26 protein-coding genes are annotated in these 25,688 nt (G+C 73.2%); 13 read left to right on the top strand and 13 right to left on the bottom strand.

Annotated features, from left to right (window positions below):
- The first annotated feature begins 343 nt into the window (after positions 1-343).
- Positions 344-2,386: a PhoX family protein gene (locus ACFYV5_RS14705; RefSeq protein ID WP_389168934.1), complete on the top strand. Its 2,043-nt coding sequence runs from the start codon at positions 344-346 to the stop codon at positions 2,384-2,386.
- A 50-nt stretch (positions 2,387-2,436) separates the two neighbouring features.
- Here ACFYV5_RS14705 and ACFYV5_RS14700 read toward each other — a convergent pair whose 3' ends face one another.
- Entirely contained in the window at positions 2,437-3,417 is a 981-nt protein-coding gene (locus tag ACFYV5_RS14700; RefSeq protein WP_355110605.1) for a hypothetical protein, read from the bottom strand.
- A gap of 152 nt (positions 3,418-3,569) precedes the next feature.
- On the opposite strand from ACFYV5_RS14700, the gene ACFYV5_RS14695 reads away from it, so the two are divergent.
- Positions 3,570-5,027: an IS200/IS605 family accessory protein TnpB-related protein gene (locus tag ACFYV5_RS14695; protein ID WP_389168932.1), complete on the top strand. Its 1,458-nt coding sequence runs from the start codon at positions 3,570-3,572 to the stop codon at positions 5,025-5,027.
- A 9-nt stretch (positions 5,028-5,036) separates the two neighbouring features.
- Here the strand turns inward: ACFYV5_RS14695 and ACFYV5_RS14690 are convergent, their stop codons facing one another.
- The 7 genes from ACFYV5_RS14690 to ACFYV5_RS14660 all read right to left on the bottom strand — a co-directional run bounded on the left by ACFYV5_RS14690 (position 5,037) and on the right by ACFYV5_RS14660 (position 11,749).
- Positions 5,037-6,509 carry an APC family permease gene (locus ACFYV5_RS14690; RefSeq protein ID WP_355110604.1) on the bottom strand — a complete coding sequence of 491 codons (1,473 nt, stop codon included), beginning with the start codon at positions 6,507-6,509 and terminating at the stop codon, positions 5,037-5,039.
- A 199-nt stretch (positions 6,510-6,708) separates the two neighbouring features.
- Positions 6,709-8,667, bottom strand: coding sequence for an FUSC family protein (locus ACFYV5_RS14685; RefSeq protein WP_355110603.1), 1,959 nt, complete (start codon positions 8,665-8,667; stop codon positions 6,709-6,711).
- 102 nt (positions 8,668-8,769) lie between these two features.
- On the bottom strand, positions 8,770-9,018 hold the full coding sequence (locus tag ACFYV5_RS14680; RefSeq protein WP_389168424.1) for a DUF2630 family protein: 249 nt from the start codon (positions 9,016-9,018) through the stop codon (positions 8,770-8,772).
- An 18-nt stretch (positions 9,019-9,036) separates the two neighbouring features.
- Entirely contained in the window at positions 9,037-10,056 is a 1,020-nt protein-coding gene (locus tag ACFYV5_RS14675) for an endonuclease/exonuclease/phosphatase family protein (protein ID WP_389168422.1), read from the bottom strand.
- 4 nt (positions 10,057-10,060) lie between these two features.
- The gene (locus ACFYV5_RS14670) at positions 10,061-10,495 is read right to left on the bottom strand and encodes a hypothetical protein (protein ID WP_389168420.1); all 435 of its coding nucleotides are present in this window, start codon (positions 10,493-10,495) and stop codon (positions 10,061-10,063) included.
- Positions 10,492-10,920: a hypothetical protein gene (locus tag ACFYV5_RS14665; protein ID WP_389168418.1), complete on the bottom strand. Its 429-nt coding sequence runs from the start codon at positions 10,918-10,920 to the stop codon at positions 10,492-10,494. The genes ACFYV5_RS14670 and ACFYV5_RS14665 overlap by 4 nt, the downstream gene beginning before the upstream one ends.
- A 37-nt stretch (positions 10,921-10,957) precedes the next feature.
- Positions 10,958-11,749 carry an alpha/beta fold hydrolase gene (locus ACFYV5_RS14660; protein WP_389168416.1) on the bottom strand — a complete coding sequence of 264 codons (792 nt, stop codon included), beginning with the start codon at positions 11,747-11,749 and terminating at the stop codon, positions 10,958-10,960.
- An 80-nt stretch (positions 11,750-11,829) separates the two neighbouring features.
- Between ACFYV5_RS14660 and ACFYV5_RS14655 the strand changes: the two genes are divergently transcribed.
- From ACFYV5_RS14655 to ACFYV5_RS14635, 5 genes are all read left to right on the top strand, one after another.
- Positions 11,830-13,209: a PLP-dependent aminotransferase family protein gene (locus ACFYV5_RS14655; RefSeq protein ID WP_389168414.1), complete on the top strand. Its 1,380-nt coding sequence runs from the start codon at positions 11,830-11,832 to the stop codon at positions 13,207-13,209.
- Positions 13,210-13,239: 30 nt separating this feature from the next.
- Positions 13,240-13,713 carry an Rrf2 family transcriptional regulator gene (locus ACFYV5_RS14650; RefSeq protein WP_355110976.1) on the top strand — a complete coding sequence of 158 codons (474 nt, stop codon included), beginning with the start codon at positions 13,240-13,242 and terminating at the stop codon, positions 13,711-13,713.
- 59 nt (positions 13,714-13,772) lie between these two features.
- The gene (locus tag ACFYV5_RS14645) at positions 13,773-15,155 is read left to right on the top strand and encodes an MFS transporter (protein WP_389168412.1); all 1,383 of its coding nucleotides are present in this window, start codon (positions 13,773-13,775) and stop codon (positions 15,153-15,155) included.
- Positions 15,152-15,565 carry a RidA family protein gene (locus ACFYV5_RS14640; protein ID WP_389168410.1) on the top strand — a complete coding sequence of 138 codons (414 nt, stop codon included), beginning with the start codon at positions 15,152-15,154 and terminating at the stop codon, positions 15,563-15,565. Before ACFYV5_RS14645 ends, ACFYV5_RS14640 begins: the two co-directional genes overlap by 4 nt.
- Before the next feature lie 109 nt (positions 15,566-15,674).
- Positions 15,675-16,160 carry a hypothetical protein gene (locus tag ACFYV5_RS14635; RefSeq protein ID WP_389168408.1) on the top strand — a complete coding sequence of 162 codons (486 nt, stop codon included), beginning with the start codon at positions 15,675-15,677 and terminating at the stop codon, positions 16,158-16,160.
- Here ACFYV5_RS14635 and ACFYV5_RS14630 read toward each other — a convergent pair.
- Positions 16,118-16,645 carry a hypothetical protein gene (locus ACFYV5_RS14630; RefSeq protein ID WP_389168406.1) on the bottom strand — a complete coding sequence of 176 codons (528 nt, stop codon included), beginning with the start codon at positions 16,643-16,645 and terminating at the stop codon, positions 16,118-16,120. The two genes, ACFYV5_RS14635 and ACFYV5_RS14630, sit on opposite strands and share 43 nt — an antisense overlap.
- Before the next feature lie 341 nt (positions 16,646-16,986).
- Here ACFYV5_RS14630 and ACFYV5_RS14625 point away from each other — a divergent pair, with 341 nt between their 5' ends.
- Together ACFYV5_RS14625 and ACFYV5_RS14620 are read left to right on the top strand one after the other, a co-directional pair.
- Positions 16,987-17,970, top strand: a complete 984-nt coding sequence (locus ACFYV5_RS14625) for an ATP-binding cassette domain-containing protein (RefSeq protein WP_389168404.1) — start codon at positions 16,987-16,989, stop codon at positions 17,968-17,970.
- Positions 17,967-18,833 carry an ABC transporter permease gene (locus ACFYV5_RS14620; protein WP_355110592.1) on the top strand — a complete coding sequence of 289 codons (867 nt, stop codon included), beginning with the start codon at positions 17,967-17,969 and terminating at the stop codon, positions 18,831-18,833. Before ACFYV5_RS14625 ends, ACFYV5_RS14620 begins: the two co-directional genes overlap by 4 nt.
- Before the next feature lie 26 nt (positions 18,834-18,859).
- Here the strand turns inward: ACFYV5_RS14620 and ACFYV5_RS14615 are convergent, their stop codons facing one another.
- Positions 18,860-19,486: an FMN reductase gene (locus tag ACFYV5_RS14615; RefSeq protein WP_389168402.1), complete on the bottom strand. Its 627-nt coding sequence runs from the start codon at positions 19,484-19,486 to the stop codon at positions 18,860-18,862.
- A 3-nt stretch (positions 19,487-19,489) separates the two neighbouring features.
- Positions 19,490-20,566 carry an LLM class flavin-dependent oxidoreductase gene (locus tag ACFYV5_RS14610; protein ID WP_355110590.1) on the bottom strand — a complete coding sequence of 359 codons (1,077 nt, stop codon included), beginning with the start codon at positions 20,564-20,566 and terminating at the stop codon, positions 19,490-19,492.
- 130 nt (positions 20,567-20,696) lie between these two features.
- Between ACFYV5_RS14610 and cbiE the strand changes: the two genes are divergently transcribed.
- Complete coding sequence (cbiE, locus tag ACFYV5_RS14605) at positions 20,697-21,965, top strand: precorrin-6y C5,15-methyltransferase (decarboxylating) subunit CbiE (RefSeq protein WP_389168399.1); 1,269 nt, start codon at positions 20,697-20,699, stop codon at positions 21,963-21,965.
- Positions 21,962-22,711 (top strand): precorrin-4 C(11)-methyltransferase, encoded by a 750-nt coding sequence (gene cobM, locus ACFYV5_RS14600; RefSeq protein WP_355110588.1) that lies wholly within the window; start codon positions 21,962-21,964, stop codon positions 22,709-22,711. Before cbiE ends, cobM begins: the two co-directional genes overlap by 4 nt.
- Positions 22,712-22,801: 90 nt before the next feature.
- On the opposite strand, the gene ACFYV5_RS14595 is transcribed toward cobM, so the two are convergent.
- Positions 22,802-22,876, bottom strand: a complete 75-nt coding sequence (locus ACFYV5_RS14595) for a 50S ribosomal protein bL37 (RefSeq protein ID WP_099895366.1) — start codon at positions 22,874-22,876, stop codon at positions 22,802-22,804.
- 107 nt (positions 22,877-22,983) lie between these two features.
- Between ACFYV5_RS14595 and ACFYV5_RS14590 the strand changes: the two genes are divergently transcribed.
- Positions 22,984-23,658: a hypothetical protein gene (locus ACFYV5_RS14590; protein ID WP_389168397.1), complete on the top strand. Its 675-nt coding sequence runs from the start codon at positions 22,984-22,986 to the stop codon at positions 23,656-23,658.
- Positions 23,659-23,713: 55 nt separating this feature from the next.
- Here ACFYV5_RS14590 and ACFYV5_RS14585 read toward each other — a convergent pair whose 3' ends face one another.
- Complete coding sequence (locus tag ACFYV5_RS14585) at positions 23,714-24,832, bottom strand: cobalt-precorrin-5B (C(1))-methyltransferase (protein ID WP_355110586.1); 1,119 nt, start codon at positions 24,830-24,832, stop codon at positions 23,714-23,716.
- Positions 24,833-24,853: 21 nt separating this feature from the next.
- On the opposite strand from ACFYV5_RS14585, the gene ACFYV5_RS14580 reads away from it, so the two are divergent.
- Positions 24,854-25,588 (top strand): cobalt-precorrin-6A reductase, encoded by a 735-nt coding sequence (locus ACFYV5_RS14580; protein WP_389168394.1) that lies wholly within the window; start codon positions 24,854-24,856, stop codon positions 25,586-25,588.
- Positions 25,589-25,688 lie beyond the last annotated feature (100 nt).

The raw sequence follows: 25,688 nt of genomic DNA, 5'->3' as shown, positions 1-25,688 counted from the left end.
CCGGAGTTTCGTCGTGCTGGTCCGCACGGTCGCGTCCGAACACCTTGCGCAGCAAGCTCCGAATGCCCATGGGCGAGGCCTTTCGCATGAGTTGGGTGCGATGAATGTCCGTACTGGGAGGAATCATCCCTGGCCAGGGCGGACACGTAAGGTTAGCGGCCCCGGGTGTGTCGCCATCGGCGCCCCAAGCACCCCCCGAATGCCCCCGGTTTCCGCGCATTCATCCGACGTTCACTCCGGCGCCGCTCCGGTGCCGAGATACGCACATAGCGTCGCCGCCGGACGGAATTCCCGACGCCCTGTCGGGACCACGGCGGCGCACTGTGCGCCGGAGGAGGACGAAGTGCGCAAACTGCTGCCCCTGCTGAGCACCAACCCGCACGGAGGCGGCCGTTCCGCCCTCACCTGCCGGTTCCGTTGCGGTGACGCCTGCTTCCACGAGGTGCCCAACACCAGTGACAACGAGTACGTCGGCGATGTCATAGCGAGCGCCTACTCCCGCCGCTCCCTGATGCGCGCCGCCGCCGTCGTGACCGTCGCCGCCGCCGCCGGTGGCGCGGTCGTCGGCAACGCGCCGGTGGCCGAGGCACGTACCCACGGGCACAAGCCCGGACGGGTCGACGGCGCCCGCGGCCTGCGCTTCGCGCCCGTCGCGCCCAACACCGCCGACCGGGTCACCATCCCCACCGGCTACGAGCAGAACGTCGTCATCCGCTGGGGCGAGCCGATCCTCCGCGGCGCCCCCGCCTTCGACGCCGACAAGCAGTCCGCCGCGGCGCAGGCCGGGCAGTTCGGCTACAACTGCGACTTCCTCAGCCTCCTCCCGCTCCGCGGGGAGCGGGGCCGCCAGGTCCTCGTCGCGAACCACGAGTACACCGACGAGATCCTGATGTTCAAGGGGTACGACTCCGAGAACCCGACCCGCGAGCAGGTCGAGACCGCCTGGGCCGCCCACGGTCTCTCCGTCGTCGTCGTCCAGGAGGAGTACCGCTCCGGCAAGCTGACCCCGGTCACCCGGCACCCCCTCAACCGCCGCCTGCACACGACGTCCGAGTTCGAACTGACCGGGCCCGCCGCGGGCAGCGACCTGCTCAGGACCTCCGCCGACCCGTCCGGCCGCAAGGTGCTCGGCACGCTCAACAACTGCGCCGGCGGCACCACCCCGTGGGGCACCACCCTGCACGGCGAGGAGAACTTCAACCAGTACTTCGCCAACGGGTCGAGCCCCACCGACAAGCGGTACGGCATCGGCTCCGGCGCGTCCGAGCGTAAGTGGGAGCGGTTCGACAGGCGCTTCGACCTCAAGCAGGAGCCGAACGAGGCCCACCGCCAGGGCTGGGTCGTCGAGCTCGACCCGTACGACCCGGACTCCACCCCGAAGAAGCGCACCGCGCTCGGCCGGTTCAAGCACGAGGCCGCGCAGCCCCGCCTCACCGAGGACGGCCGTCCGGTCGTCTACATGGGCGACGACGAGCGCTTCGACTACTTCTACAAGTTCGTCGGCAGCAAGCGCATGAAGAAGGGCACCTCCCGGGCGGCCCGCGAGCACAACCTCACCCTCCTCGACGAGGGCACGCTGTACGTCGCCAAGCTGACCGGTGACAGCCCGCAGGACATCGACGGCACCGGCAAGCTCCCGAACGACGGCGAGTTCGACGGCTCCGGTCAGTGGATCCCGCTGGCCACGAACGACGTCTCGCACGTCCCCGGCATGACCGCCGAGGAGGTGTACGTCTTCACCCGCCTCGCCGGTGACAAGGTCGGCGCCACCAAGATGGACCGCCCCGAGGACGTCGAGCCGTCCCCGCGCACCGGCCGGGTCTACGTCGCGCTCACCAACAACAAGGACCGCGGCGCCGCCGGCAAGGCCCCCGCCGACGAGGCCAACCCGCGCAACGCCAACAAGCACGGCCAGATCCTGGAGCTGGCCGAGCACTGGGACGACCCGGCGAGCGACGGCTTCGCCTGGCGTCTCTTCCTCGTCGCGGGCGACCCGAACGACCCGGCCACCTACTTCGCCGGCTTCCCCAAGGAGAAGGTGTCGCCCATCTCCTGCCCGGACAACGTCGCCTTCGACCCGCACGGCAACCTGTGGATCTCCACCGACGGCAACCAGCTCGGCTCGCACGACGGTCTGTTCGGTGTCGCCACGCAGGGCGAGCGGCGCGGTGAGCTCAAGCAGTTCCTGACGGTCCCGGCCGGCGCCGAGACCTGCGGCCCGATCATCCAGGACCGCCGCGTGGTCGTCGCCGTGCAGCACCCGGGCGAGATCGACGGCGCGACCGTCGAGAACCCGAAGTCGGCCTGGCCCGACGGCCCCGGCAGGATCGTCCGCCCGTCCGTCGTCGCCGTCTGGCGCAAGGACGGACGCGACATCGGCGTCTGACCGGAGGAAGACCGTACAAGGACGGTGGTGTGAGGGCGCGGGGGGCGTCCTCACACCACCCCCAGGCCCTCCCGGAACCGTACGAACTGCTCCTCCGGAGCCCCGGTGTACGACCAGGGCACCCACGTCGCCCGCGCCCCGAGCATCCCGAGCACCTCCCGCGCCACCTCCACCTGCCCGGCATAACAGGCGGCATGGGCCAGGTAGTTGAGGTCCGGGACCTCCTCCGGGGCGACCGGGCGGCCCGGCTCGCGGCCGCCGATCCAGCGGGCGTGCGTCCGCCGCACCTCCGTCACCGCGAGCTCGTGCTTCCAGTGCTGGTCGAAGCCGCGCACCGGGCCCCGCCCGAGCGCCCCGTCCGCGATGTAGCGGTACTCCTCCACCCGCGCGACCTGGACGAGCACCGGCAGCGGCGACCCGGGCGGCGCCACGCCGGCCGCGTCCCGGGCGAAGTCGTACATCGCGCCGTGCGTGCCGTGCCACCGCGCCGACCAGTAGCGCAGCAGCTGCGCGTGACCCTCGGTGTGGTACGGGTCCCTCCGCCGCAACTCGTCGAACCACTGCCGCAGTTCGCGGCGCGGCACCCCGCCCTCGTAGAGCCGGGCGACCGAAAGGAGAGAGACCCAGGGCATCGGGTCGGTGGGTGCCGCCTGCGCCGCCGCGAGGCAGGCGTCGACGGTCGCGTCGAGCCGCCCCCGGTCCACGGTGCCGCCCCGGCCGGCCGCGATGGCCGTGTCGAAGACCCGGACCACCTCGGTCGCGGCCCGCAGCACCGCCGCGTCCGGGTCGTCCGGCTCGGCCGCCCGCCAGGCCTCGACCGTGGAGCTGCCCGCGGCGGCGTGCGCGAGGAGCCGCAGCCGGTGCGTGCGGCGCGGCCAGTCCTCGCCGGTGGCCCGCAGGAGGTCCCGTACACCCTGCCAGCGCCCGATGACCATGTCGTGGCGCGCCTCGGTGAGCGCACGGTCCCCGCAGTCCGGGTCGAAGACCGGGGTGAAGCGCGCCGGGCGGGGCCGTCGGCGAAGAGCGGCCATCCGGGTCCTCCCTCAGGGGTTACGAGCTGTTGGTTTGTAAGACCACTCTTGTGAGTGATGATGTGTTTTGGTGTGGGTGGCTACGGTCGTCTGTATGAGTTTCGAAGGGGTGGGCGGGCAAGGCGCTGGGGTGGCGGCCGGTGACGGCTGACCTGCCGGGGCTGCGCGCGATTGCTCCGACGTTTGTCGTCTCTGGCCCCACGGGTGTGGCGATCCGTGACCGGCTCAAGCACCTGACCGTGGGGGATGAGCAGGTTCTGCGGCTGGTGGGTGACTATCAGGGGATGCTCGCGTCCCGTGATCTGAAGGCCCGCTGCGCGGACGGCCTGGATCACAGCGCGGAAACCTGGGCCGCACGTAAACGGGAGCTGACCGGATTCTCGTCGTCGCGGATCGCGGGGTCGATCACGAAGGCCACCCACGACCAGTGGGCGCTCGCCCGGCGCTGCCTCGCCGCGCACATCAGGAATCTCGAAGCCGGTATCCGCATGCTGCGCCACCGGTTGTCCCTGCCCATCAGGCAGAGGTGCACCAAACGCGCGGCCGGTGGTTACCGATCGAAGAGCGAGTGGTTTCGCAAGTCCCGGCGGCTGGCTGCTCTGGAGGCTCGGCTGGAGGCGGCCCGCGCGGATTGGCAGTCCGGGCGGGTGCGTGTGGTGCGGGGCGGACGGCGTCTGCTCACCAGCCGTCATCACCTCGCCGACGCGCAGCTGACGGAGGAGCAGTGGCGGGAGCGCTGGGAGGCCGAGCGGTGGTTTCTGTCGGCTGATGGGGAGTCGGGGAAGCGGTTCGGGAACGAGACGATCCGTGTCACGCCCGACGGCGAAGTGTCGATCAAACTGCCCGCCCCGCTCGCCCATCTGGCGAACGCCACACACGGGCGGTACGTCTTCGCCTCCACCGTCACGTTCGTGCACCGGGGTGAGGAGTGGCGGGACCGCATCGAAGCGAACCGGGCCGTCGCCTACCGCATCCACCTCGATGTCGATCGCGGACGCTGGTATGTGACCGCGTCCTGGCAGCCTCCCGTCGTCCAGACGATCCCGCTCGAAGCCGCCCGAGCGAGCGGCATGATCGGCGTCGCGGCCATCGCGGTCGAGGATCTGGACTTCGCCGCGGAGAAGACCCGGGAGAAGCACGGCCGCCGAAAAAGGTTCCGGCAGTTGATCTCGGGGATCCCGACGGGCAAGCTCAAGGCCCGGCTTGTTTCCATGGCTGCCGAGCTTGGTCTGGCGATTGTCGCGGTCGATCCCGCCTACACCACCCAGTGGGGTGGCCGGCACTGGCAGAAGCCGCTGGTCACTCCGCGCCGCGAGATGTCCCGTCACGATGCCGTCGGTATCGCGATCGGACGACGCGCCCTCGGACACCCGATCCGGCGACGGACGGCACCGCCCCGTGACGACCAGAGCGATCGTCACGGGCATCGGACCGCCCAGGCCAGGCCGGGTGCCCGTGGGCGTGAGGGAACCCGCCCGCCCGTCACGGACCACGCCCCCACAGACGTGCCGCCGAACGGGAAGCGAAAGCGGAGACCCAGCGCATCCACAACCGTTCGGGATACGCGGAGTGACCAGCTGTGGGTCCAAGACTCACTCCTGCTCACTTAAAAGGAACGGTCAGAAGTCGGTCGCGAGCGATTCGTCCGCGCGGCGAGCGCGTGGGGTGGTCGGTCCGAACGGTCCCGCGGCGGCCAGCGCGCGGGCCGCGTCGAGCCGGGCGGGGCGGTAGTACGTGCTTCCCTTCCGCCAGTACACGATCATCGGTACGACTCCGGTGAGCAGCCCGCCGAGCCCGATGACCAGGGCCGTCGTGGACAGTTCGCCGAGCGACTCCACGAACGCCCACAGCATGAACGCGGCGCCGAGCAACGGCCAGGCGCCGCCGAGGAGGAAGTTCCGTACGGAGGTCAGGAGCATGCCCTTGTACGCGACGACGGCGGCGATGCCCGCGAGACCGTAGTAGAACGCGATCTGGAGGCCGATCGCGGAGACCGCGTCGCGCAGGACCGAGCCCACGGAGCCCGCGGCCGCCGCCGCGCAGAACATCAGCAGCGCGGCGGCCCCGACGGCGGCGATCGCCACCCACGGGGTGTTCCAGCGGCGGTGGACGGTCCCGAGCGCGGCCGGCAGCGTGCGGTCGCGGCCCATCGCGAACAGCGAGCGGGTCACCTGGATGAGGGTGGTCTCCAGGGTGGCGACCGTGGACAGCAGGACCGCCGCGATCAGCAGCTTGCCGCCGACGCCGGGCCAGATCTCCTGGCCGAGGACGGCGAGGACGTTCTCCCCGGCGGACTCGATCTGCCCGGCGCTCATCAGCACGTTGACCGCGACGGTGAACGCCTCGAAGAGCAGGAAGACGACGCCGACGCCGACGAGCGCGGCGAACCCGGCCGTGCGGCGGCTGTCGCGGGTCTCCTCGCTGAGGTTGCTGGTGACGTCCCAGCCCCAGTAGTAGAACGCGGCGATCAGCGCGCCCGAGGCGAAGCCGGCCGGGCCGTCGAAGTGGCCGAAGCCGAACCAGGACCAGTCGAAGGCGGTGGCGTGCCCCCGGTGCAGCACGGCGGCGAGGACGAAGACGAGGAGGATCACCATCTCGACGCCCGACATGAGCAGTTGGGCCCGGACGGTGAGCCGGGCGCCGCCCAGGACCACGAGCAGCATCATCAGGAACCAGCCGGCGCCGACGGCGGCGGCCAGCGGGGTGTTGCCGGCGAGGTCCGGATCGATCAGGGAGAGGGTCATCGCGCCGGCGGGCAATGAGCCGGCGACCATGAAGACGGTCGCGGAGACGACGAGGGCCCAGCCGGAGAGGAAGCCGAGGAAGGGGTGGAGGGTGCGGCCCACCCAGGAGTACCCGGCGCCGGCGTTGACGTCGATCCGGCCGAGGCGGGCGTAGGCGAGGACGATGCCGAGCATCGGTATCGCGCAGTAGAGCAGGGCCGCCGGTCCCGCGAGGCCGACCGCGCCGAAGAGGACGGCGGTGGTGGCGGCCAGGGAGTAGGCGGGTGCGCTGCCCGCGACGGCCATGACGACGGTGTCGAAGGTCCCGAGGACATTGGGCTGGAGCCCTCTGCCGGTGGTGGTGCGCATGGCGATGTCCTTGGGGGCACGGGAGGGGAGGCGCAGGACGAAGTGACCGCGTCGCCGGGTCACTTGTTCGCCGGAACGAGCACGGATCAAGGTGAATCGAGCGCATCGTAGTCGCACCCGTGGATTCCGGTAACGGCGGTATGGAGGGTTCCGTTCAGTGACCGCCGGTAAGGGCGTCCGTACGCCCCGCGCCGGGTGTTCAGTCCCTCTCGCGGCGGGGAGTGGCGATGGCCCGGGCCGCCCGTACCTCCTGGCGCAGGGGCGCGAGCACCCCTTCCTCGTCGCCGGTCAGCTCCGCCCGTACCTCCACCAGGACGGCGCTGCTGCGCAGCCCCTCCGCGAGCTCCCGCAACTGCCGCTCCACGGCTTCCGCTTCCGCCGGATCGGGCGCCGGTGCGCCGTGGTCGACCCGGACGCGGGCGGCGGTCGTCGCGTCGACGATGCGCTCCACGGCGACGACCAGCGGCCACCAGGCGGCGGCCACGGTGCCGGTCGGCGGCGGCTCGGTCAGCGCGCGCTGGAACTCGGACCGTACGGCCGACAGGTCGCGGTAGAGCGCGCGCCGGGCCCGGACCCGGGCGGCCGGGTCCTCCTGCGCGGGCGGGCAGAACGCCCGGTTCACGTACGCCGCGGAGTCGGCGACGGCGTCCGCGAGCCGGTCGCCGATCCGGCTGTGCCAGGACTCCGGCCAGAGCAGATAACCGGCGACCAGGGCGATCCCGCAGCCGATGAGCGAGTCGTACAGCCGCGGCAGCACCAGGTCGAAGCCCTGGCGGTTGAGGAGGTCGGAGAGCAGCAGGATGACGGGCGTGATCGCCGCGGTCTGGAAGGCGTACCCCTTCGCGGAGAAGGCCGGGATCAGCGCGGCCAGCACCAGCATCACCGGCACGTCCCACCACCCACGGGGCACCTGCGCGAGCACCAGCGCGGCGACGACAAGGCCGGCCGCGGTGCCGGCCGCGCGCAGCACGGCCCGGGAGAAGACGGAGCCGAAGTCCGGCTTCAGGACGAAGGTGACGGTGAGGGCGACCCAGTAGGAGCGGGGGACGTCGATGAGCGAGACGAGCGCCTGGGCGAGGCCGATGCAGAGCGCGAGCCGCAGCCCGTACCGCCAGGACGCCTCGGAGAACAGCACGGCGCGGGCCGTGCGGCGGGCCCGGACGCGCAGGGCGGCGGGCCGGCCGAGCCGGTCGTCCACGGCGAAGGGCTGGGGCTCCGCCTTGTGGACGACCGTCGCCGCGTGGCGCAGGGCCTGGTCGACGGCCTTCTCGGAGGGGCGGGTGGCCTCGGGCAGTTCCAGGACGGGGGTGCCCGTGCGGCCCTCCTCGATGGCGTCGGCGAGCGTCCGCACCGCCGCGGGGATCTCCGGGGGCGGCGGGCGGTGGAACCGCCGCGCCGCGAGGTGCGTGGCGGGGGCGGCCTCCACCAGCGGGATCACCACGTTCAGCTGGGCGAGCAGCCGGACGAGGGTGGGCGCGCGGCCGTGCTCGCGGGCGCGGCGGGCGAGGACGAGGTCGTAGGACTGGTTGAGGGAGGTGGTGACGGCCTGGCGCTTCTCGTCGTACGCGTCCGTGCCGGCGGCTTCGAAGAGGTCGGCGAGGGCCCGGTAGGTGCCGGCCACGGCCGCCCGCTCCGGGACGCCGCCGCGCAGCGGCCAGCCGAGCAGGGTCAGCACGAGGACGACGACCCCGCCGAGGGTGAGCAGCAGCGGCGCCTTCCACCAGGGTTCGGGCATGGGCAGTCCGGCGCCGACGACCGCGTTGAGGAGGAGCAGCAGACCGGAGACGGAGGCGACGGCGCCGATCGAGGAGATCATCCCGGAGACGAGCGCGACCAGGGTCAGCACGGCGACGGCGAGCCAGCCCTGGCCGAAGACGAGGGCGCCGAGGGTGACGCCGAGCGCGCCGAAGAGCTGGGGCACGGCGATGTTGTAGAACCGCATCCGGTACGCGTCGGCGGTGTCGCCGATGACGCCGGAGAGGGCGCCCATGGAGACCAGGGCGCCGTAGACCGGCTGGTCGACGGCGAGGCCGACGGCGAGGGGCGCGGCGAGCGCGATCGAGGCGCGGGCGACGGCGGCCCGGGGAATGGGCGCGGTGGCCGGTCGGAGCCCGGCGGTGAGCCAGGGGGGTGGGGAGAGCCGTGCGGGTCGTGCCATGGAGCCAAACTACGACCCGTCCGCCCGCAACCCGACGACGGCGCCGCACCCGGGTGGCCGTGCGGACCGGGAGACCGGGGCCGGCAAGGGCGCCGTCCGTCGCTAGCTGCGGTAGCTCTCGACCTCCGCCGCCGGGCGGACCGCCGCCGTGTCCGGGTCCTCGCCGAACTCGGCCTTCGCGCGGCGCTGGCGCAAGAGGTCCCAGCACTGGTCCAGTTGCACCTCCAGTTCGGCGAGCCGGGTCAGCTCCTCCGGGAGCAGTCCGCCGACCCGCTGCCGCAGGGCGCGCTCCTCTTCGACGAGGGCGCCGATGTTCGCCAGGATCTGGTCGTCGTCGTACATGTGGTCCATGTAATCCAGCGTGGCCGATCAGCGCCCCGCGTGCAGGTCGAGCTCGGCGAGCACGGCCCGGTGGTCCGTCCCCGCGAGGTCGAGGAACCGCACTGCGCGCACCCGGAAGTCGTCGCTGACCAGCACGTGGTCGATCTGGACGTACGGCGGCAGCCGCGCCTCCCGCGGCCAGGTCGGGGTCCGGGCGGCGCCCGCGAGCCGGGCGGCGTCGTGCAGCCGGCCGGCGTCGAGGAGGGAGCGGAAGGCGGCGTGGTCCTGGGAGGCGTTGAAGTCGCCGGCCAGGAGGACGGGGTCGCCGTCGCGGTGCGCGGCGGCGAAGTCCGCCACCCGCCGCAGCTCGCGCTTCCACCGGTGGATCAGGTACGGGACCGGCGGCACCGGGTGCGCGAGCCGGAGCTGTACGGTCCGGCCGCCGATCCGCGCGGTGGCGCCGGGCATCCCCATCGCGGCCGGGATCGCGGGCCGCGCGGTCAGCGGGTACGCGCTCAGGATCACCGAGCCCGTCGGCCCCTCGCCGTCCACGACGGCCCGATGGGGGTGGCTCGCGGCCAGGGCGGCGGTGAGGACGCGGACACAGGCGCGGTCGCACTCGGAGACGTACACGAGCCGCGGCCGCTCCCGCCGCACGGCCCGGACCAGGTCCTCGGTGGCCTGGCCGAACTCGACGTTGGCGGTGAGCACCCGGACCCGTTCGGCGACGGGTCCGCGGGCGGTGGTCGTGTCGGGGCCGTACGGCAGGACGAACCAGGCGGTCACCGCGACGACGAGCGCCGCCCAGCCGGCGAGCGGCCGCCGCCGGGCGGCCAGGGCGAGCAGCAGCGCCAGACCGGCCGGGACGGTCAGCCAGGGCAGGAAGGACAGCAGCTGCGGTACGGGGGTGAACGCGTCGGTGCCGAGGAGCCGGCAGCCGGTGACCACGCTCGGTACGGCGACCAGCAGCCCGGCGGCCCAGGCGGCGGGGCGCCGCCCGGGCCGTGAGGGCGCTGCGGGTTCGGGCGCGGGGCTCGGGGGAGCGATTTGGTCGTGTCCGGGGTGCACGCCGTCAGTGTCGCAGCGCCTGGCCGACCTCCGCCGTCGTCTCCCCGGACAGGGTGCGATTGCTGCGGGCCGTCCCGGTCTTGGACTTCCCCGGCTCGACGCCGCCGATGGTCACGACGACGGAGTCGAGCAGACCGCCGCCGCTGTCACGGAAGTTGACCATGATCGTGTAGTCGGCGTTCTTGTCCTGAGGGTTCGTGGCCGTGATCTCCGCGATGGTCCGGTCCCCGTCGGCCTTCGTCGGTCCGGCCTTCACGTCGCCGGCCGCGTTCACCCCGTCCTTGACCTGGTCCATCCTCTCCTGGGCTGCCGAGGCGACGGCCCCGGTGGCGGAGCCGACGATGTCCCCGGCCTTCTGCCGGTCCTCCTCGGTGCAGCCGGTGAGGGTCACCGTCAGGGCGAGGAGCACGGCGGCGACGGGTCCGCGGGTGCGGATCACACCGGGGCCCTTCCGTAGGTGTCGTCGGTGGCCAGCGCCCAGATCACGAAGATCGAGATGGCCATCGAGAACAGCGCCCACCACGGGTGGTACGGCAGGAAGAGGAACTGGGCGATGACGTTCAGGGAGGCCAGGGAGATGCCGGCGATCCGCCCCCACTCGGCGCCCGTGAGGATGCCGGCGCCCGCGGCGGCGACGACGAGGCCGAGGCAGAGGTGGATCCAGCCCCAGCTGGTCAGATCGAACTTGAAGACGTAGTCGCCGAGGCGGGTGTAGACGTCGTCCTCGGCGATGGCGGCGATGCCCTGAAGGACGTCCATGATGCCGATGACCAGCATCAGGACGCCGGCGAACAGCGTGCCGCCGGAGGCCCAGGCGGCGCTGGAACCGGTGCTCTGCTTGCGGGGTGCGGTGTTCTGGCTCATGGGCTTATCGTCCGGCGGTTTGTTCAGAAGCGAACGTTCAGCTGGGCCGGACGAGTGAGTCGAGGAACGCGCCGAGCGCCGCGTCGAAGTCCTCCGGCCGCTCCAGGTTCGGCAGGTGCGCGGCCCGTTCGACGACCACGAGCGTGGAGTGGGGAAGCAGCCCGTGCATCGCCTCCGCGTCCGCCACCGGGGTGTACGTGTCGTCGCGGCCGACGATCACCAGAGCCGGTACGGAGGCGGAGCTGAGCACGGACGTGTAGTCGGGGCGCTCGGCCCGGCCGCGCAGGGCCGCCGCCGCGCCCTCGGGGTCGGTGGCGCACATCATCCGGTGGACGTGGGCCGCCGCGTGGGTGTTGTACGGCGCGACCATCCGGTCCAGCACCTCGTCGGCGTACCCCTTCATGCCCTCGCGGACCAGCCGGTCGGCGAGGGCGCGGCGGCCGGCCTTCCCCTCCTCGGTCTCGGCGGCGGGGAAGGTGTCGGCGAGGACGAGGCCGCGGATCCGGCCGGGGAAGAGGCGCAGGCACTCCATGGCGATCTGGCCGCCCATGGAGAGCCCGGCGAGGACGAACTCCTCGATGCCGAGGTGGTCGAGGAGCGCGGCCAGGTCCTCGGCGAAGGTGGAGAGCGGGGTGATGCCGGGGACGACGCTGGTCGTTCCGTAGCCGCGCAGATCGGGGGCGACCACCCGGTGGGTGGCCGAGAAGCGGTCGATCTGGGGCTGCCACATGGTGCGGTCGAAGGGGTGGCCGTGGACCAGGACGAGCGCGGGGCCCGTGCCGTGGTCCTCATAGCCGATGGTCAGGCCGTTGATCTCTGCGGAGGGCATGTCCCGAGGCTAGGCAGGGCTCTTGGCTCGGTGCAATAAAATCTTTGCTCTCGGTGCAATGCGGGGAGGGGGTCGGTCCGGTGGAGGAGTACCGCAGGATCGCCGACCGGGTGGCGGAGCGGATCGCGGACGGGCGCCTGCGGCCCGGCGACCGGCTGCCGCCGCAGAGGGTGTTCGCCCGTCGGCACCGGATCGCCAACTCCACCGCGATCCGCGTGTACGGGGAGCTGGCCCGCCGCGGCCTGGTCGTCGGCGAAGTGGGGCGCGGCACGTTCGTGCGGGCGGCTCCGCCGCTACCCGGGCCGGCGCTCGCCGAGGCGACCGGGGACGCCCCGGTCGACCTCCAGCTCAACTACCCCGTGGTGGAAGGGCAGTCCGAGCTGATGGGGCGGGCGCTCGCCTCCCTCGCCCGCGCCGACGTCCTCGCCGGGGCGACGGTGCGTCCGGCGGCGGCCGTGGGTACACCGGAGGCGCGGGCGGCGGCGGTGCGGGTGCTCGCGCGGGCGGACTGGGAGCCGAACCCCGACCGGGTGCTCTTCGCGGGCAACAGCCGCCAGGCCATCGCGGCCGCGGTCTCCGCGCTCGTCCCGCCGGGCGGCGCGCTCGGGGTCGAGGCGCTGACGTATCCGCTGGTCAAGGCGGTGGCCGAGCGGCTCGGTGTACGGCTCGTGCCGATCGGGCTCGACGGGGAGGGGATGCGGCCGGACGCGCTGGCGGCGGCCCACCGCGCGGGCCCGCTCTCGGCCGTGTACCTCCAGCCGACCCTGCACAATCCGCTGTCGCTGACGGCGGGTCCCGGGCGCCGGGCCGAACTGGCGGACGTCCTGCGGGAGTCGGGTCTCCTCGCGATCGAGGACACCACCTGGGCGTTCCTGGTCCCGGACGGCCCGGCGCCGCTCGCCGCCCACGCGCCGGAGCGGGTGGTGCTCGTGGGCAGCCTCTCCAAGCGGCTCGCCCCCGGCCTGACCGTCGGCCATCTCGTCGCGCCGGCGGACCGGGTGGAGGACCTCGCGCGGGCGCTGCGCTCCGGCGCGTGGACGGCGGGCGGCCTGGCGCTCGCGGCGGCGACCCGGTGGGCGGCGGACGGGACGGTGACGGAGGTCGTCGCGGCGAAGCGCGGGGACGCGGCGGCCCGGCACGCGCTGGTGCGGCGGCACCTGGGGGCGTACGCGATCCGCACCTCGCCGTACGCGTACTACTGCTGGTGGGAGCTGCCGGCGCCGTGGCGGGCGGAGACCTTCGTGGCCGCGGCGGCGGAGCGGGGCATCGCGCTCACCCCGGGCACGGCGTTCGCGGTGGGCGGGCGGGGGCGCGGGCGGGGAACCGGGCAGGGTGGTGGAGCGGCGGACGCGGTCAGGCTGGGTCTCGCCTCGCCGTCCGTACGCGTCCTGGGGGCAGCCCTCGCGCGGCTCGCGGAGCTGGCGGAGGCCGGACCCGGCGGAAACGGGTTGCCCCGATGATCCTGGACATCTAGCATCCAGGATATGCGGATGAACGAGGGCGTCGAATGGGCGCTGCACAGCTGTCTCAACCTGGCCTGGATCGGGCCGGAGCGGGCGGTGACGGCAGCCCGGCTCGCGGCGTACCACGAGCTTCCCGCCGCGTACCTCAACAAGCAGCTCCAGGCCCTCTCCCGCGCGGGCATCGTCAGCTCGGTCTCCGGCCCCAAGGGCGGCTTCCGGCTGGCGCGGCCGCTCGACCGGATCACCCTCATGGACGTCGTCACGGCGATCGAGGGCCCGGAGGAGGCGTTCCGCTGCTCCGAGATCCGGCAGCAGGGACCCGGTGCCGGGCCTGCCGGGAGCTACGCCGCCGAGTGCGCCATCGCGGGCGCGATGGGCGCGGCGGAGCTGGCGTGGAGGCGGGAGCTGGCGGCGCGGACGCTGGACGACGTACGGGAACGGGCGGAGCGCCAGGCGCCCGCGGCTCCGGAGCGCATCCGCCGCTGGTTCGCCAACGCCTAGATCTTTTTTCGTTCGACGCGCCCTCCCGTCGGGAGGGCCTTTCAAGGAAGGGATTCTGGATGTTAGATGTCCAGATTGACGGAGGGGCGGGGTCGGGGGTGGGGGCGTGGGCGCGGGTCGGGGTGGTCACGCTCGGCATCTTCACCGTGATGACGGCGGAGCTGCTGCCGGTCGGGCTGCTCACCCCGGTCGCGGCCGAGCTGGAGGTGTCCGCCGGTACGGCGGGCCTCATGGTGACCGTCCCGGGACTCGTGGCCGCCGTCTCCGCCCCGCTGATCGCCCTCCGGGCGGCCGGTGCCGACCGCCGCACGGTCCTCGTCCTCCTGATGGCCCTCGTCGCCGCCGCCAACCTGGCCACCGCGACCGCCGGCCACTTCGCGGTCGTCCTCGGCGCCCGGGTCCTGCTCGGCATCGCCATCGGCGGCTTCTGGGCCCTCGCGGGCGGCCTGGCGCCCCGGCTCGTCCCCGCCGCCGGCGTGGGACGAGCCACCGCCGTGATTTTCGGCGGGGTCTCGGCCGCCTCCGTGCTCGGCGTCCCCGCGGCCACCACGGCGGCGGAATGGACCGGCTGGCGAGGGGCGTTCGCGGGGGTGGGGGTGGTGGCCGTGCTGGCGACGGCCGGTCTCCTGGCCCTGCTGCCGCGCCTGCCGGGTGAACGACGCGCCCCCGGACGTCGTGCCGCTCCCGGACTCCGTCCCGGCCTCGGACCCCGGCCCAGCTCCGGCCCCCGGCCCGGCCCCGGACTCCGTCCCGGCCTCGGACTCCGTACCGCTTCCGGACCCCGTTCCGCTTCCGGGCTCCGGCCCATCCCTGGACGTCGTACCGCTTCCGGCCCCCGGCCCGGCCCCGGACTCCGTACCGGCCTCGGGGCGCTGCTGCGGCTGCCGCGCGAGAACGTCCGCGTCCGTACCGGGCTGCTGCTCACCCTCCTCCTGGTGACCGGTCACTTCCTCGCGTACTCCTTCGTACGGCCCGTGCTCGCCGAGCACTCCCACGTCTCCGAGGACCTCGTCGGCATGCTGCTCCTCGGGTACGGAGTCGCGGGCGTGGCGGGGAACTTCCTCGCCGGACCCGCGGCCGGCCGCTCCCCCCGCCGTACCCTCGCCGTCATCTCCGCCGGCCTGACCGCCGCACTCCTGGCGTTCGCCCTCGCCGGCGTTACGACCCCGGCCGGTGCCGGACTGCTGCTCCTGTGGGGGCTCGCCTACGGCGGGGTCTCCGTCGGGCTGCAGTCCTGGTTCATGGCCGCCGCGCCGGAGGACGTGGAGACGGCGACCGGCCTCTACGTCAGCGTCTTCTGCCTCTCGATCGCGCTCGGCGCCCTCCTCGGCGGGCTGCTCGTCGACGCGACCACGCTCGTCGCGGTGCTCTGCTCGGGCGCCGCGCTCACCCTGGCCGCCTGCCTGGCGGCCGTACGTCCCGGAAGGACACACCTGTCATGACCAGCCGTGACCAGCGCACGTTCACCAACCCCGACACGCTCCACGACCCGTCCCCCTTCGGCTACAGCCACGCCGTCTCCGCCCCCGGCGAACTCGTCTTCATCGGCGGCCAGTACGCCTCCGACGGAACCGGCGCGCCCGTCCCCGGGGACTTCCCCGCCCAGGTCGAGCTGTCCTTCGCGAACCTCCGGCGCGCGCTGGAGGGCGTGGGGCTCGGCTTCGAGCATGTCGTGCGTCTCGGCTCGTACATCGTCGACCACGACCTCGCGAAGCTGGAGGTGCTGGGCAAGGCGCTGCACGGCGCCTTCGGCGACCGGCTGCCCGCGCAGACGCTCAGCGGGGTCGCGTCCCTGGCGCTGCCCGGGATGCTCTTCGAGATCGACGCGGTCGCGGTGCGGCCGGCGGTCTGAATTCCGGTTCCGGTTCCGGTCCGGTTCCGGTCCGGTCCGGTTGCGGGGGCGGGGGCTCCGGGTGTGCCCTGGAGGGTGCAGGGGGGTGAGAGCGAAGGGAGCTCCTGCCATGGCCGCACATGCTGCACTGCCGTCCCGTCGGCGTCCGAAGACCCACGGCCGGCATCTGAGGACACGCGGCTGGGGCCTGCCCGTCACGCTGGGCCTCGCCTACGGCATCTACGCGGCGGCGATCCAGCGCTCCGGCGGCGTCATCACCTGGGGCCAGGTCCTGCTCGGCCTGGTCTCGGGTGTCGTGCTCGCCGGAGCGGTGTACGCGCTGCGGCAGCGGGGCCGCGCCCTGCCGCGCGAGCTGCGGGCGACGGCGTGGGCGGTGCTCGTCGGCGGTGCGATCGGCTTCCTCTACAGCATCTCCGACGCCAGCGTGCTGTCGGCGACGGTGCTGGGCCTGGTGATCGCCGCGGGCACGTTCCTCACCGCGTTCTACCTCTTCTACACGCACGAGGACGCCACGGGTACGGAGCCGGCTCCCACCACCGGCGCGGCACGTCCTCACACCACGGGCACGGAAGGTGCTGCCGCGCGACGGCGGTAGTAGGCGATCGCGACGGCGGCGAGCAGCGGGGCCCACGCGAGCAGCGGCAGGTAGCAGGCGTACAGCAGGGCCTGCTGGACCGGCCCGTCCGTGTGCGTGCCGACGGAGTTCCCTCCGAGCCCCGCGTACGCCGCGTACGTGAACCAGCCCACCAGCGCGAAGAGCGCGACCGCCCCGCCCAGCGCGGCGGCGGTCGCGCCGCGCGGGGAGACGGGCCGCCCGCCGAGGAACGGCAGTCGGCGGGGGAACACCTCGCCCCAGGAGCGGACCAGGCCGAGCGTCAGGAAGGCGAGCAGCTCGGCGACGACGGTCAGCACGATCTGGTACACGTCCTGCCCGATCCCCGGGTCGTCGACCCGGGCGACGGGCAGCCCCAGCGTCAGGGCGATCCGCCAGATGCCCGAGGGCAGCACGATCAGCGGCACGGCGTGCGCGGCGAGAACGGCCCAACGGGGCACGTGGGGCAGGGCCTTCATGTTCAGCATGCCCACCAGCCTGCCGTCGGGGCCCCTCCGGGACGTCGCCCCGAAGGCCGACCCCCCTCCGCCACGCGGCGGACCCGGCCTCATCCACGGCGGCCCCTCGGCGCCGGCGCGGACCCTCCGGTTCCCCGGGCCGCTCGCCCCGCAGCGCCTCCGTCCCCGGGGGCCGGTCCGCCCTGCGGCGCTCCGGGCCTGGCCCGCCCCGCAGCGCCTCCACGGCCTCCGCGCCCCCCGCCCCGCGACCCCCTCCGCGTCCCCCGGCCCGTCCTCCCCCTGGCATCACGGCCGCCTCCGTCGGAGACTGGTCGGAGCGGAACCGACCCCGCCGGCCGGGAGGACAGCACATGACCGACCTCGCCATCGAGACCGAGGGCCTGGTCAAGGTCTTCGGCGCGAACCGTGCCGTCGACGGCATCGACCTGCGCGTCCCCGCCGGCACCGTCTACGGCGTCCTCGGGCCCAACGGCGCCGGCAAGACCACCGCCGTCAAGATGCTCGCCACCCTCCTCCGCCCCGACGGCGGCCGGGCCAGCGTCTTCGGCAAGGACGTCGTCAAGGACGCCGACACCGTGCGCGGCCGGGTCAGCCTCACCGGCCAGTACGCCTCCGTCGACGAGGACCTGACCGGCACCGAGAACCTGGTCCTGCTCGGCCGGCTGCTCGGCCACACCCGCCCCGCCGCCCGGGACCGCTCCGCGCAGCTGCTCGCCGCGTTCGGGCTCGCGGAGGCCGCCGACAAGCAGATCAAGAACTACTCGGGCGGCATGCGGCGCCGTATCGACATCGCCGCGTCCATCCTCAACACCCCCGACCTGCTCTTCCTCGACGAACCGACGACCGGCCTCGACCCGCGCAGCCGCAACCAGGTCTGGGACATCGTCCGCGCGGTGGTCGCCCAGGGCACCACCGTCCTGCTGACCACCCAGTACCTGGACGAGGCCGACCAGCTGGCCTCCCGTATCGCCGTCATCGACCACGGGAAGGTCATCGCGGAGGGCACCAAGGGCGAGCTGAAGGCGTCCGTCGGCTCCGGGTCCGTGCACGTACGGCTCCGGTACCCCGAGCAGCGCCCGGAGGCGGAGCGGGTCCTCCGGGAGGCACTGAAGGCGTCCGTGCAGCTCGACCCGGACCCGGTCGCGCTCACCGCCACCGTCAACGGCCACGGGACCGACCTGGGCGCCGCCGAGCAGGCCGCGCGCGCCCTGACGGAACTCGCCAGGGCCGGGGTCACGATCGACAACTTCGGGCTCGGGCAGCCCAGCCTCGACGAGGTGTTCCTGGCGCTGACGGACAGGACGCTGACGGACAGGAAAGGAACCACGGCATGACCACCGTCACCACCGGCAAGGACGGGCAGCCGGCCGACGCCCTCGAGTTCGTCGCCCCGAAGGCGGACGAGCTGGCGGCGCTGCTCGTGGGGCACTCCCGCCCGCCGCGCCCCAGCGCGCTCTCCGCGTCGCTGACCTTCGGCTGGCGGGCCATGCTCAAGATCAAGCACGTGCCGGAGCAGTTGTTCGACGTGACGGCGTTCCCGATCATGATGGTGCTGATGTACACGTACCTCTTCGGGGGCGCGCTGGCCGGCTCCGTCTCGGCGTACATCCAGTTCCTGCTGCCGGGCATCCTCGTGATGAGCGTCGTGATGATCACGATGTACACGGGCGTCTCGGTCAACACCGACATCGAGAAGGGTGTCTTCGACCGCTTCCGGACACTGCCGATCTGGCGGCCCGCGCCGATGGTCGGCTATCTGCTCGGCGACGTCGTCCGCTATCTCATCGCCTCGGCGGTCATGCTCACGGTCGGCATGATCATCGGCTACCGGCCGGACGGCGGGGTGGTCGGCGTCCTGCTCGGCGTCGCGCTGCTGCTGGTGTTCTCGTTCGCCTTCTCGTGGATCTGGACCATGTTCGGGCTGATGCTGCGCAGCGAGAAGTCCGTCATGGGCGTCTCGATGATGGTGATCTTCCCGCTGACGTTCCTCTCCAACGTCTTCGTCGACCCCAGGACGATGCCGGGCTGGCTGCAGGCCTTCGTCAACAACAGCCCGGTGACGCATCTGGCGACGGCGGTACGGGAGCTGATGGCGGGGAACTGGCCGGCGGCGGACATCGCCTGGTCGCTGGGGTGGTCGGCGGTGTTCGTGGTGGTCTTCGGGGCGGTCACGATGCGGCTCTACAACCGCAAGTAGAAACCGCAAGGAGAAGATCGCTGCGGTCAGTCCAGGCGCAGGTCGGCGAGCTGCCGCTCGAACGGTACGACCTCGTCGTCGTCCGCGTCCCCGGCCGGGCCCCGGGCCGCGACCAGGTCGGCGAGGTCGTGCCCGGCCCGGGTGATCCGGGACGGCAGGCCGTCCGTGTACTCGTCGCCGCCCGAACCCCAGTCCTCCGAGGCCGCGTACACGGCCGTCGGGACGACGAGCGCCCGCAGGTAGGAGAAAAGCGGTCGCAGGGCGTGGTCGAGGACGAGGGAGTGGCGGGCGGTCCCGCCGGTCGCGCCGAGCAGCACCGGCGTGCCGGTCAGCGCGTCCGGGTCGATCAGGTCGAAGAAGGACTTGAACAGACCGCTGTACGAGGCGGTGAAGACGGGGGTCACCGCGATGACCCCGTCCGCGCCCGTCACCGCGTCGATCGTGTGCTGGAGCTCCGCCGAGGGGAAGCCCGTGACGAAGTTCTTCGCGATGTCGACGGCGTGGTCGCGCAACTCGACGACCTGGACCTCGACCGCGTACTCCTGCTCGGTGAGCCGCTCCCGCGCCGCCTCGGTGAGCCGGTCGGCGAGCAGCCTCGTCGAGGACGGGGAGCTCAGCCCGGCGGACACGGCGACCAGCTTGAGGGTCTGCATGACTTACGCCTCCTGCGTACGTACGGCGGGGTGGAGCGGGGCCGTCTCCGGGACACCGGCCGGCCGCAGGTTGGCGAACTCCTTGCGCAGCACCGGGACGACCTCCTCGCCGAGCATGTCGAGTTGTTCCAGGACCGTCTTCAGCGGCAGACCCGCGTGGTCCACCAAGAAGAGCTGACGCTGGTAGTCACCGACGTATTCCCGGAAGGACAGGGTCCGTTCGATGACCTCCTGCGGCGAGCCGACGGTCAGCGGCGTCTCCCGGCTGAACTCCTCCAGGGACGGGCCGTGGCCGTAGACGGGCGCGTTGTCGAAGTACGGGCGGAACTCCCGTACCGCGTCCTGGGAGTTCTTGCGCAGGAAGACCTGGCCGCCGAGGCCGACGATGGCTTGTTCGGGGGTGCCGTGGCCGTAGTGCGCGTACCTCTGCCGGTAGAGGCGGACCATCTTCTCGGTGTGCTGCTTGGGCCAGAAGATGTGGTTGGCGAAGAAGCCGTCGCCGTAGTAGGCCGCCTGCTCGGCGATCTCGGGGGAGCGGATGGAGCCGTGCCACACGAACGGCGGGACGCCGTCCAGCGGGCGGGGCGTGGAGGTGAAGCCCTGCAGGGCGCTGCGGAACGTGCCCTCCCAGTCGACGACGTCCTCCCTCCACAGCCTGTGGAGAAGGGCGTAGTTCTCGATGGCGAGCGGGATGCCCTGCCGGATGTCCTGTCCGAACCACGGGTAGACCGGTCCGGTGTTGCCGCGCCCCATCATCAGATCGACGCGCCCGTCGGCGAGGTGCTGGAGGGTGGCGTAGTCCTCGGCGATCTTCACCGGGTCGTTGGTGGTGATCAGCGTCGTGGACGTGGACAGGATCAGGTTCTCGGTCCGTGCGGCGATGTGCCCGAGCAGGGTCGTCGGGGAGGACGGAACGAACGGCGGGTTGTGGTGCTCACCGGTCGCGAAGACGTCGAGCCCGACCTCCTCCGCCTTGAGCGCGATGGCGACCGTGTTCTTGATCCGCTCGTGCTCGGTCGGGGTACGGCCGGTGGTGGGGTCGGTCGTCACATCGCCGACGGTGAAGATGCCGAACTGCATCGGGCTCACCTCGTAATAGTTGAAACTTGAACGTCTCGTTCTGCCTCGCTCAACGGTCCGCCTCCGGGCCGTATTCCCGGGTGACCCGGCTCACCTCTGAGGTCATGTTCCGGTCACGTAGAGTTCCGGCGTGAGCTCCGCACCCCCGCAGCCGTCCCCGCAGCCGTCCCCGTTCCCGGTCTCGGTCGTCGGCATCGGCGCGGACGGCTGGGACGGGCTCCCCGAGGCGTCCCGCCGGGTGCTGCGCGAGGCCGAGGTGCTGATCGGCGGCCCGCGCCAGCTCCAGCTCGCGCCCGCCGACGCCTGCCCCGGCGAGCGCGTCACCTGGCCCTCCCCCCTGCGCGAGGCCGTCCCCGGACTGATCGCCGGGCACGACGGCCGCCGGATCGCGGTCCTCGCCAGCGGCGACCCGATGTTCTACGGCATCGGCCGCACCCTCGCCGAGACGATCGGTGCCGACCGGCTGCGCGTCCTGCCCCACCCGTCCTCCGTCTCGTACGCCTGCGCCCGCCTCGGCTGGCCGCTGGAGACCGTCGAGATCGTCACGCTGGTCGGCAGGCCCCGCGCCTCCCTCGCCGGAGCGCTGTACGACGGCCGTCGGCTGCTGGTCCTCAGCGGCAACCGCCACACGCCCGGGCAGGTCGCCGGCCTGCTGCGCGAGAAGGGGTACGGCGGCAGCCGGATGCGGGTGCTCGAACAGCTCGGCGGCCCGTACGAGCGGATCGTCGACGGCGCCGCCGACACCTGGGACGACGCCGTGCGCCTCGATGCCCTGAACGTCGTCGCCGTCGACTGCGTCCGCGACCCCGGCGCGCTCCGCCTCGGCGCCGTGCCCGGGCTTCCGGACGAGGCGTACGAGCACGACGGCCAGCTCACCAAGCGGTACGTCCGCGCCGCCACCCTCGCCGCCCTCGCTCCCGCGCCGGGCGAACTCCTCTGGGACGTCGGCGGCGGCTCCGGCTCCATCGGCATCGAATGGCTGCGCGCGCACCGCTCCTGCCAGGCGATCGCCGTCGAGAAGGACCCGGAGCGGGCCGCTCGGATCGGCCGCAACGCCGTCGCCCTCGGTGTCGTCCCCAGGCTCCGCGTCGTCACCGGACCCGCGCCCGAGGCCCTGGCCGGACTACCGGTCCCGGACGCGGTCTTCATCGGCGGCGGGCTGACCGCCCCCGGTCTGCTCGACGCCTGCTGGGAGGCGCTGCCGGCGGGCGGCCGGCTGGTGGCCAACACCGTGACCCTGGAGTCCGAGGCGCTGCTCGCCGACCGGTACCGCGCGCACGGCGGCGAACTGGTCCGGCTCGCCGTGGCCGCCGCCGTCCCCGTGGGCGGGTTCACCGGCTGGCGCCAGGCGATGCCGGTCACGCAGTGGTCCGTAACGAAATCAGGAGTTGGAGCATGACCGTCTACTTCATCGGCGCGGGCCCGGGCGCGGCCGACCTGATCACCCTGCGGGGCGCACGCACCCTCGCGTCCTGCGGCGTCTGCCTCTACGCGGGCTCCCTGGTCCCCCGCGAGCTGCTCGCCGAGTGCCCGCCGGACGCGCGCCTGGTCGACACGGCGGACCTGGACCTGGACCGGATCGTGGCGGAGATCGTCCGCGCCCACGAGGCCGGCCAGGACGTGGCCCGGCTCCACTCGGGCGATCCGTCCGTCTTCAGCGCGGTGGCGGAGCAGATGCGCCGCCTCGACGCGCTGGACATCCCGTACGAGGTCGTGCCCGGCGTCCCGGCGTTCGCGGCGGCGGCCGCGGCGCTCAAGCGGGAGCTCACCGTCCCGACCGTGGGCCAGACGGTCATCCTCACGCGCATCGCCCAGCAGGCCACGCCCATGCCGGAGGGCGAGGACCTCGCGACGCTCGGCCGCAGCGGCGCCCTCCTGGTCCTGCACCTGGCGGCCCGGTACGTCGACCGGGTCGTCTCCGAGCTGCTGCCGCACTACGGCGCCGACTGCCCGGCCGCGGTGGTGGCGATGGCGAGCCGCCCGGACGAGATCGTGCTGCGGGGCACGCTGGAGGACATCGCGGCCCAGATGAAGGAGGCGGGGATCACGAAGACGGCGGTGATCCTGGTCGGCCGGACCCTGGCGGCCTCGCAGTTCCGCGACAGCCACCTGTACGACCCGGCGCGGGAGCGGCACGTCTGCTGACGCGCCGAGTCAGGCGGGGACGCGGACGGGCCGGGCGCGAGAAGCGCGCCCGGCCCGTTCCGTTCCGGCTGTTCGGCTGTCCGGCAGGGCTCAGGCGTTCGGCCGCTTGCCGTGGTTGGCCTTCTTCTTCTTGCGGGCCCGCTTCTTGTTGCCGCGCTTCGCCATGGGACTCCCTCTCATTCGATCGGAGTTGTGCCGAGGCAAGCCTAGGGACGCGGGGGCCGGGCCGCATCCGCTGAACGGCTGTCGGTGGCGTGCGCTTGGATGGCCGCGTGACCGTACATGACGTGGCCCGGGCGCTTCCGGGCATCGGTGAGCTGCGCGACCACTGCCGGGCGTTGGCGCTGCTGGACGCCGTCCTGAGCCCGGAGTGGGACTCGCGGTACTACTCGTTCGACTCGCGCTGGTCCGAGACCGAGGACATGGCCTCGATGCGCGACGGGCAGGGGGACGAGTACGCGATCGTCTTCTCCCCGGCCGGGGCGTACGTGCGCGGCTTCGACCACGAGTCGGTCATGAGCCCGTACGGGCCGCTCGCGGACGGCGAGCCGTGGCCCGGGGTGCTCGACGAGGTGCCCGAGGTGTTCCGGCCTTACGTGGACGAGCCGGCGTTCTCGGACGAGAACGATGTACCGGTCGTGACCGCCTGCCTGTGGCGGGAAACGACGGACACAGCCTGGCGGGCGGGCACGATCGACTTCCCCGACGAGGGGGACGGCGAACCGGACGGCTCCGACCACCTCTTCGAGCTTCTCGTCGACCGCTCGGCCGAGGCGTACCGGGAGTGGGCCGCGGATTATTACGAGACGCCTGTCGACCTCGACGCGGTACGGCACGTCATGGCGCTGCGCCCGCTGACGAACGAGCTCGTCGCCGCCCTGAACCCGGACATCGGCCTCGCCGAACTCGCCGACGACATCGCGGAGATCGGCTACCCGACCGCCTGACGGGGAGCCGAGACGATCACGGTCACCGAGCCCGGCCGTCCGCCGGTGGCCGCCGTCACGGCCCCGCCGGCGTCGAGCGGCCCACCACCGTGCCCGCGCGGTCGATGCAGACGACGTCGACCGTGACCGGGGCGCCGCGCAGGACCGTGAGGGCCTCGTCGCGGGCGCGGGCGGCCACCAGGTCGCCGAGGGGGACACCGGCGGCCTCGCAGAGGCGGAGGGCCGCCAGGCCCGTGTTCGCTTCGGCGATCTCCGCGGCGAGGGCCTCGGAGGCGCCGCCCGTGCGGGCCAGGTCCGCGAGGAACGGCTTGTCGACCTGGGAGCGGGCCGAGTGGAGGTCCAGGTGGCCCGCCGCCAGCTTGGAGAGCTTGGCGAAGCCGCCGCAGACCGTGAGGCGGTCGACCGGGTGGCGGCGGACGTACTTCAGGACCGCGCCCGCGAAGTCGCCCATGTCGAGCAGGGCGATCTCCGGCAGGTCGTAGAGCGTCGCCACCGTCTTCTCGGAGGTGGAGCCGGTGCAGCCCGCCACGTGCGTGAGGCCGGCCGCGCGGGCGACGTCCACGCCGCGGCGGATGGAGTCGATCCAGGCCGAGCAGGAGTACGGCACGACGATCCCGGTCGTCCCCAGGATGGACAGCCCGCCGAGGATGCCGATGCGCGGGTTCCAGGTGGAGCGGGCGATCTCCTCGCCGTGGTCGACGGAGACCGTGATCTCCACGTCGCCCGTGCCGCCGTGGGCCGCGGCCACCTCCGCCACGTGCGCCCGCATCATCTGCCGCGGGACCGGGTTGATCGCCGGCTCGCCGACCTCCAGGGGCAGGCCGGGCAGCGTCACCGTCCCGACGCCCGGCCCGGCCCGGAAGACGACGCCCGAGCCGGGCGGGAGGATCCGTACCGTCGAGCGGACCAGCGCGCCGTGCGTGACGTCCGGGTCGTCGCCCGCGTCCTTCACGATCGCCGCCATGGCGTGACCCGCCGCCAGCTCCTCGGCCGCCAGCGCGAACGACGGGCGCCCGCCCTTCGGCAGCGTGATCGTCACGGGGTCGGGGAAATCGCCCGTGAGCAGCGCCGTGTACGCGGCCGTCGTCGCCGCCGTCGCGCAGGCACCGGTCGTCCACCCCGGGCGCAGACCCGTGTGCTTGAGTTGGGCGTCGCGCCCGCCGCCCGCACTCATGAAGGGACTCCCATGGCTCCCGTGCACGTACTCATTCTCGGCGGGACGACCGAGGCCCGCGCCCTCGCCGCGCTGCTGCACCCGGAGACGCGGGTGACCAGCTCGCTCGCGGGGCGGGTCGCCAGCCCCCGGCTGCCCGTGGGCGAGGTGCGGATCGGCGGTTTCGGCGGCGCGGACGGCCTGGCGGCGTGGGTGCGCGCGCACCACGTGGACGCGGTCATCGACGCCACGCATCCCTTCGCGGAGAACATCAGCTTCAACGCGGCCCGGGCGGCCGCCACCGCCCATGTTCCCCTGCTCGCCCTGCGCCGACCGGGGTGGGTCCCCGTCGAGGGGGACCGGTGGCACTCCGCCGCCTCCCTGGAGGAGGCGGCGGCCCTCCTCGACGGTCTGGGGGAGAGGGTGTTCCTCACGACGGGCCGGATGGGCCTGGCGGCCTTCGCCGACTGCCGACAGTGGTTCCTCGTCCGCTCCGTGGACGCCCCGGAGTCCCCGATGCCGGACCGCACGGAGGTCCTCCTGGACCGGGGCCCCTTCACCCTCGACGGCGAGCGCGATCTGCTCCACCGGTACGGCATCGACGTCCTGGTCACGAAGGACAGCGGCGGCGCGGCGACGGCCCCCAAGCTCCGCGCGGCGCGAGAGGCCGGCATCCCGGTGGTGATCGTCCGCCGCCCGCCGGTCCCGGAGGGCGTGGAAACGGCCGCCTCCCCGGAGGGGGCGGCGGCCTGGGTGCACGGCCTGGCCGAGGGCTGACGGACCGGTCGCGCACCGACTCAGGTCGCGGACCGACGGACCGCCCTCGACCAGGCGTTTCGGCGGCGCCCGCGCTGCCTGGGGCGGTGGCGCCCGCGAC

Source organism: Streptomyces sp. NPDC003035 (assembly GCF_042888285.1).
Taxonomy (GTDB): Bacteria; Actinomycetota; Actinomycetes; order Streptomycetales; family Streptomycetaceae; genus Streptomyces.
The sequence above is the reverse complement of the archived record's forward strand: the minus strand, read 5'-3'. Positions and strand labels throughout refer to the sequence as shown.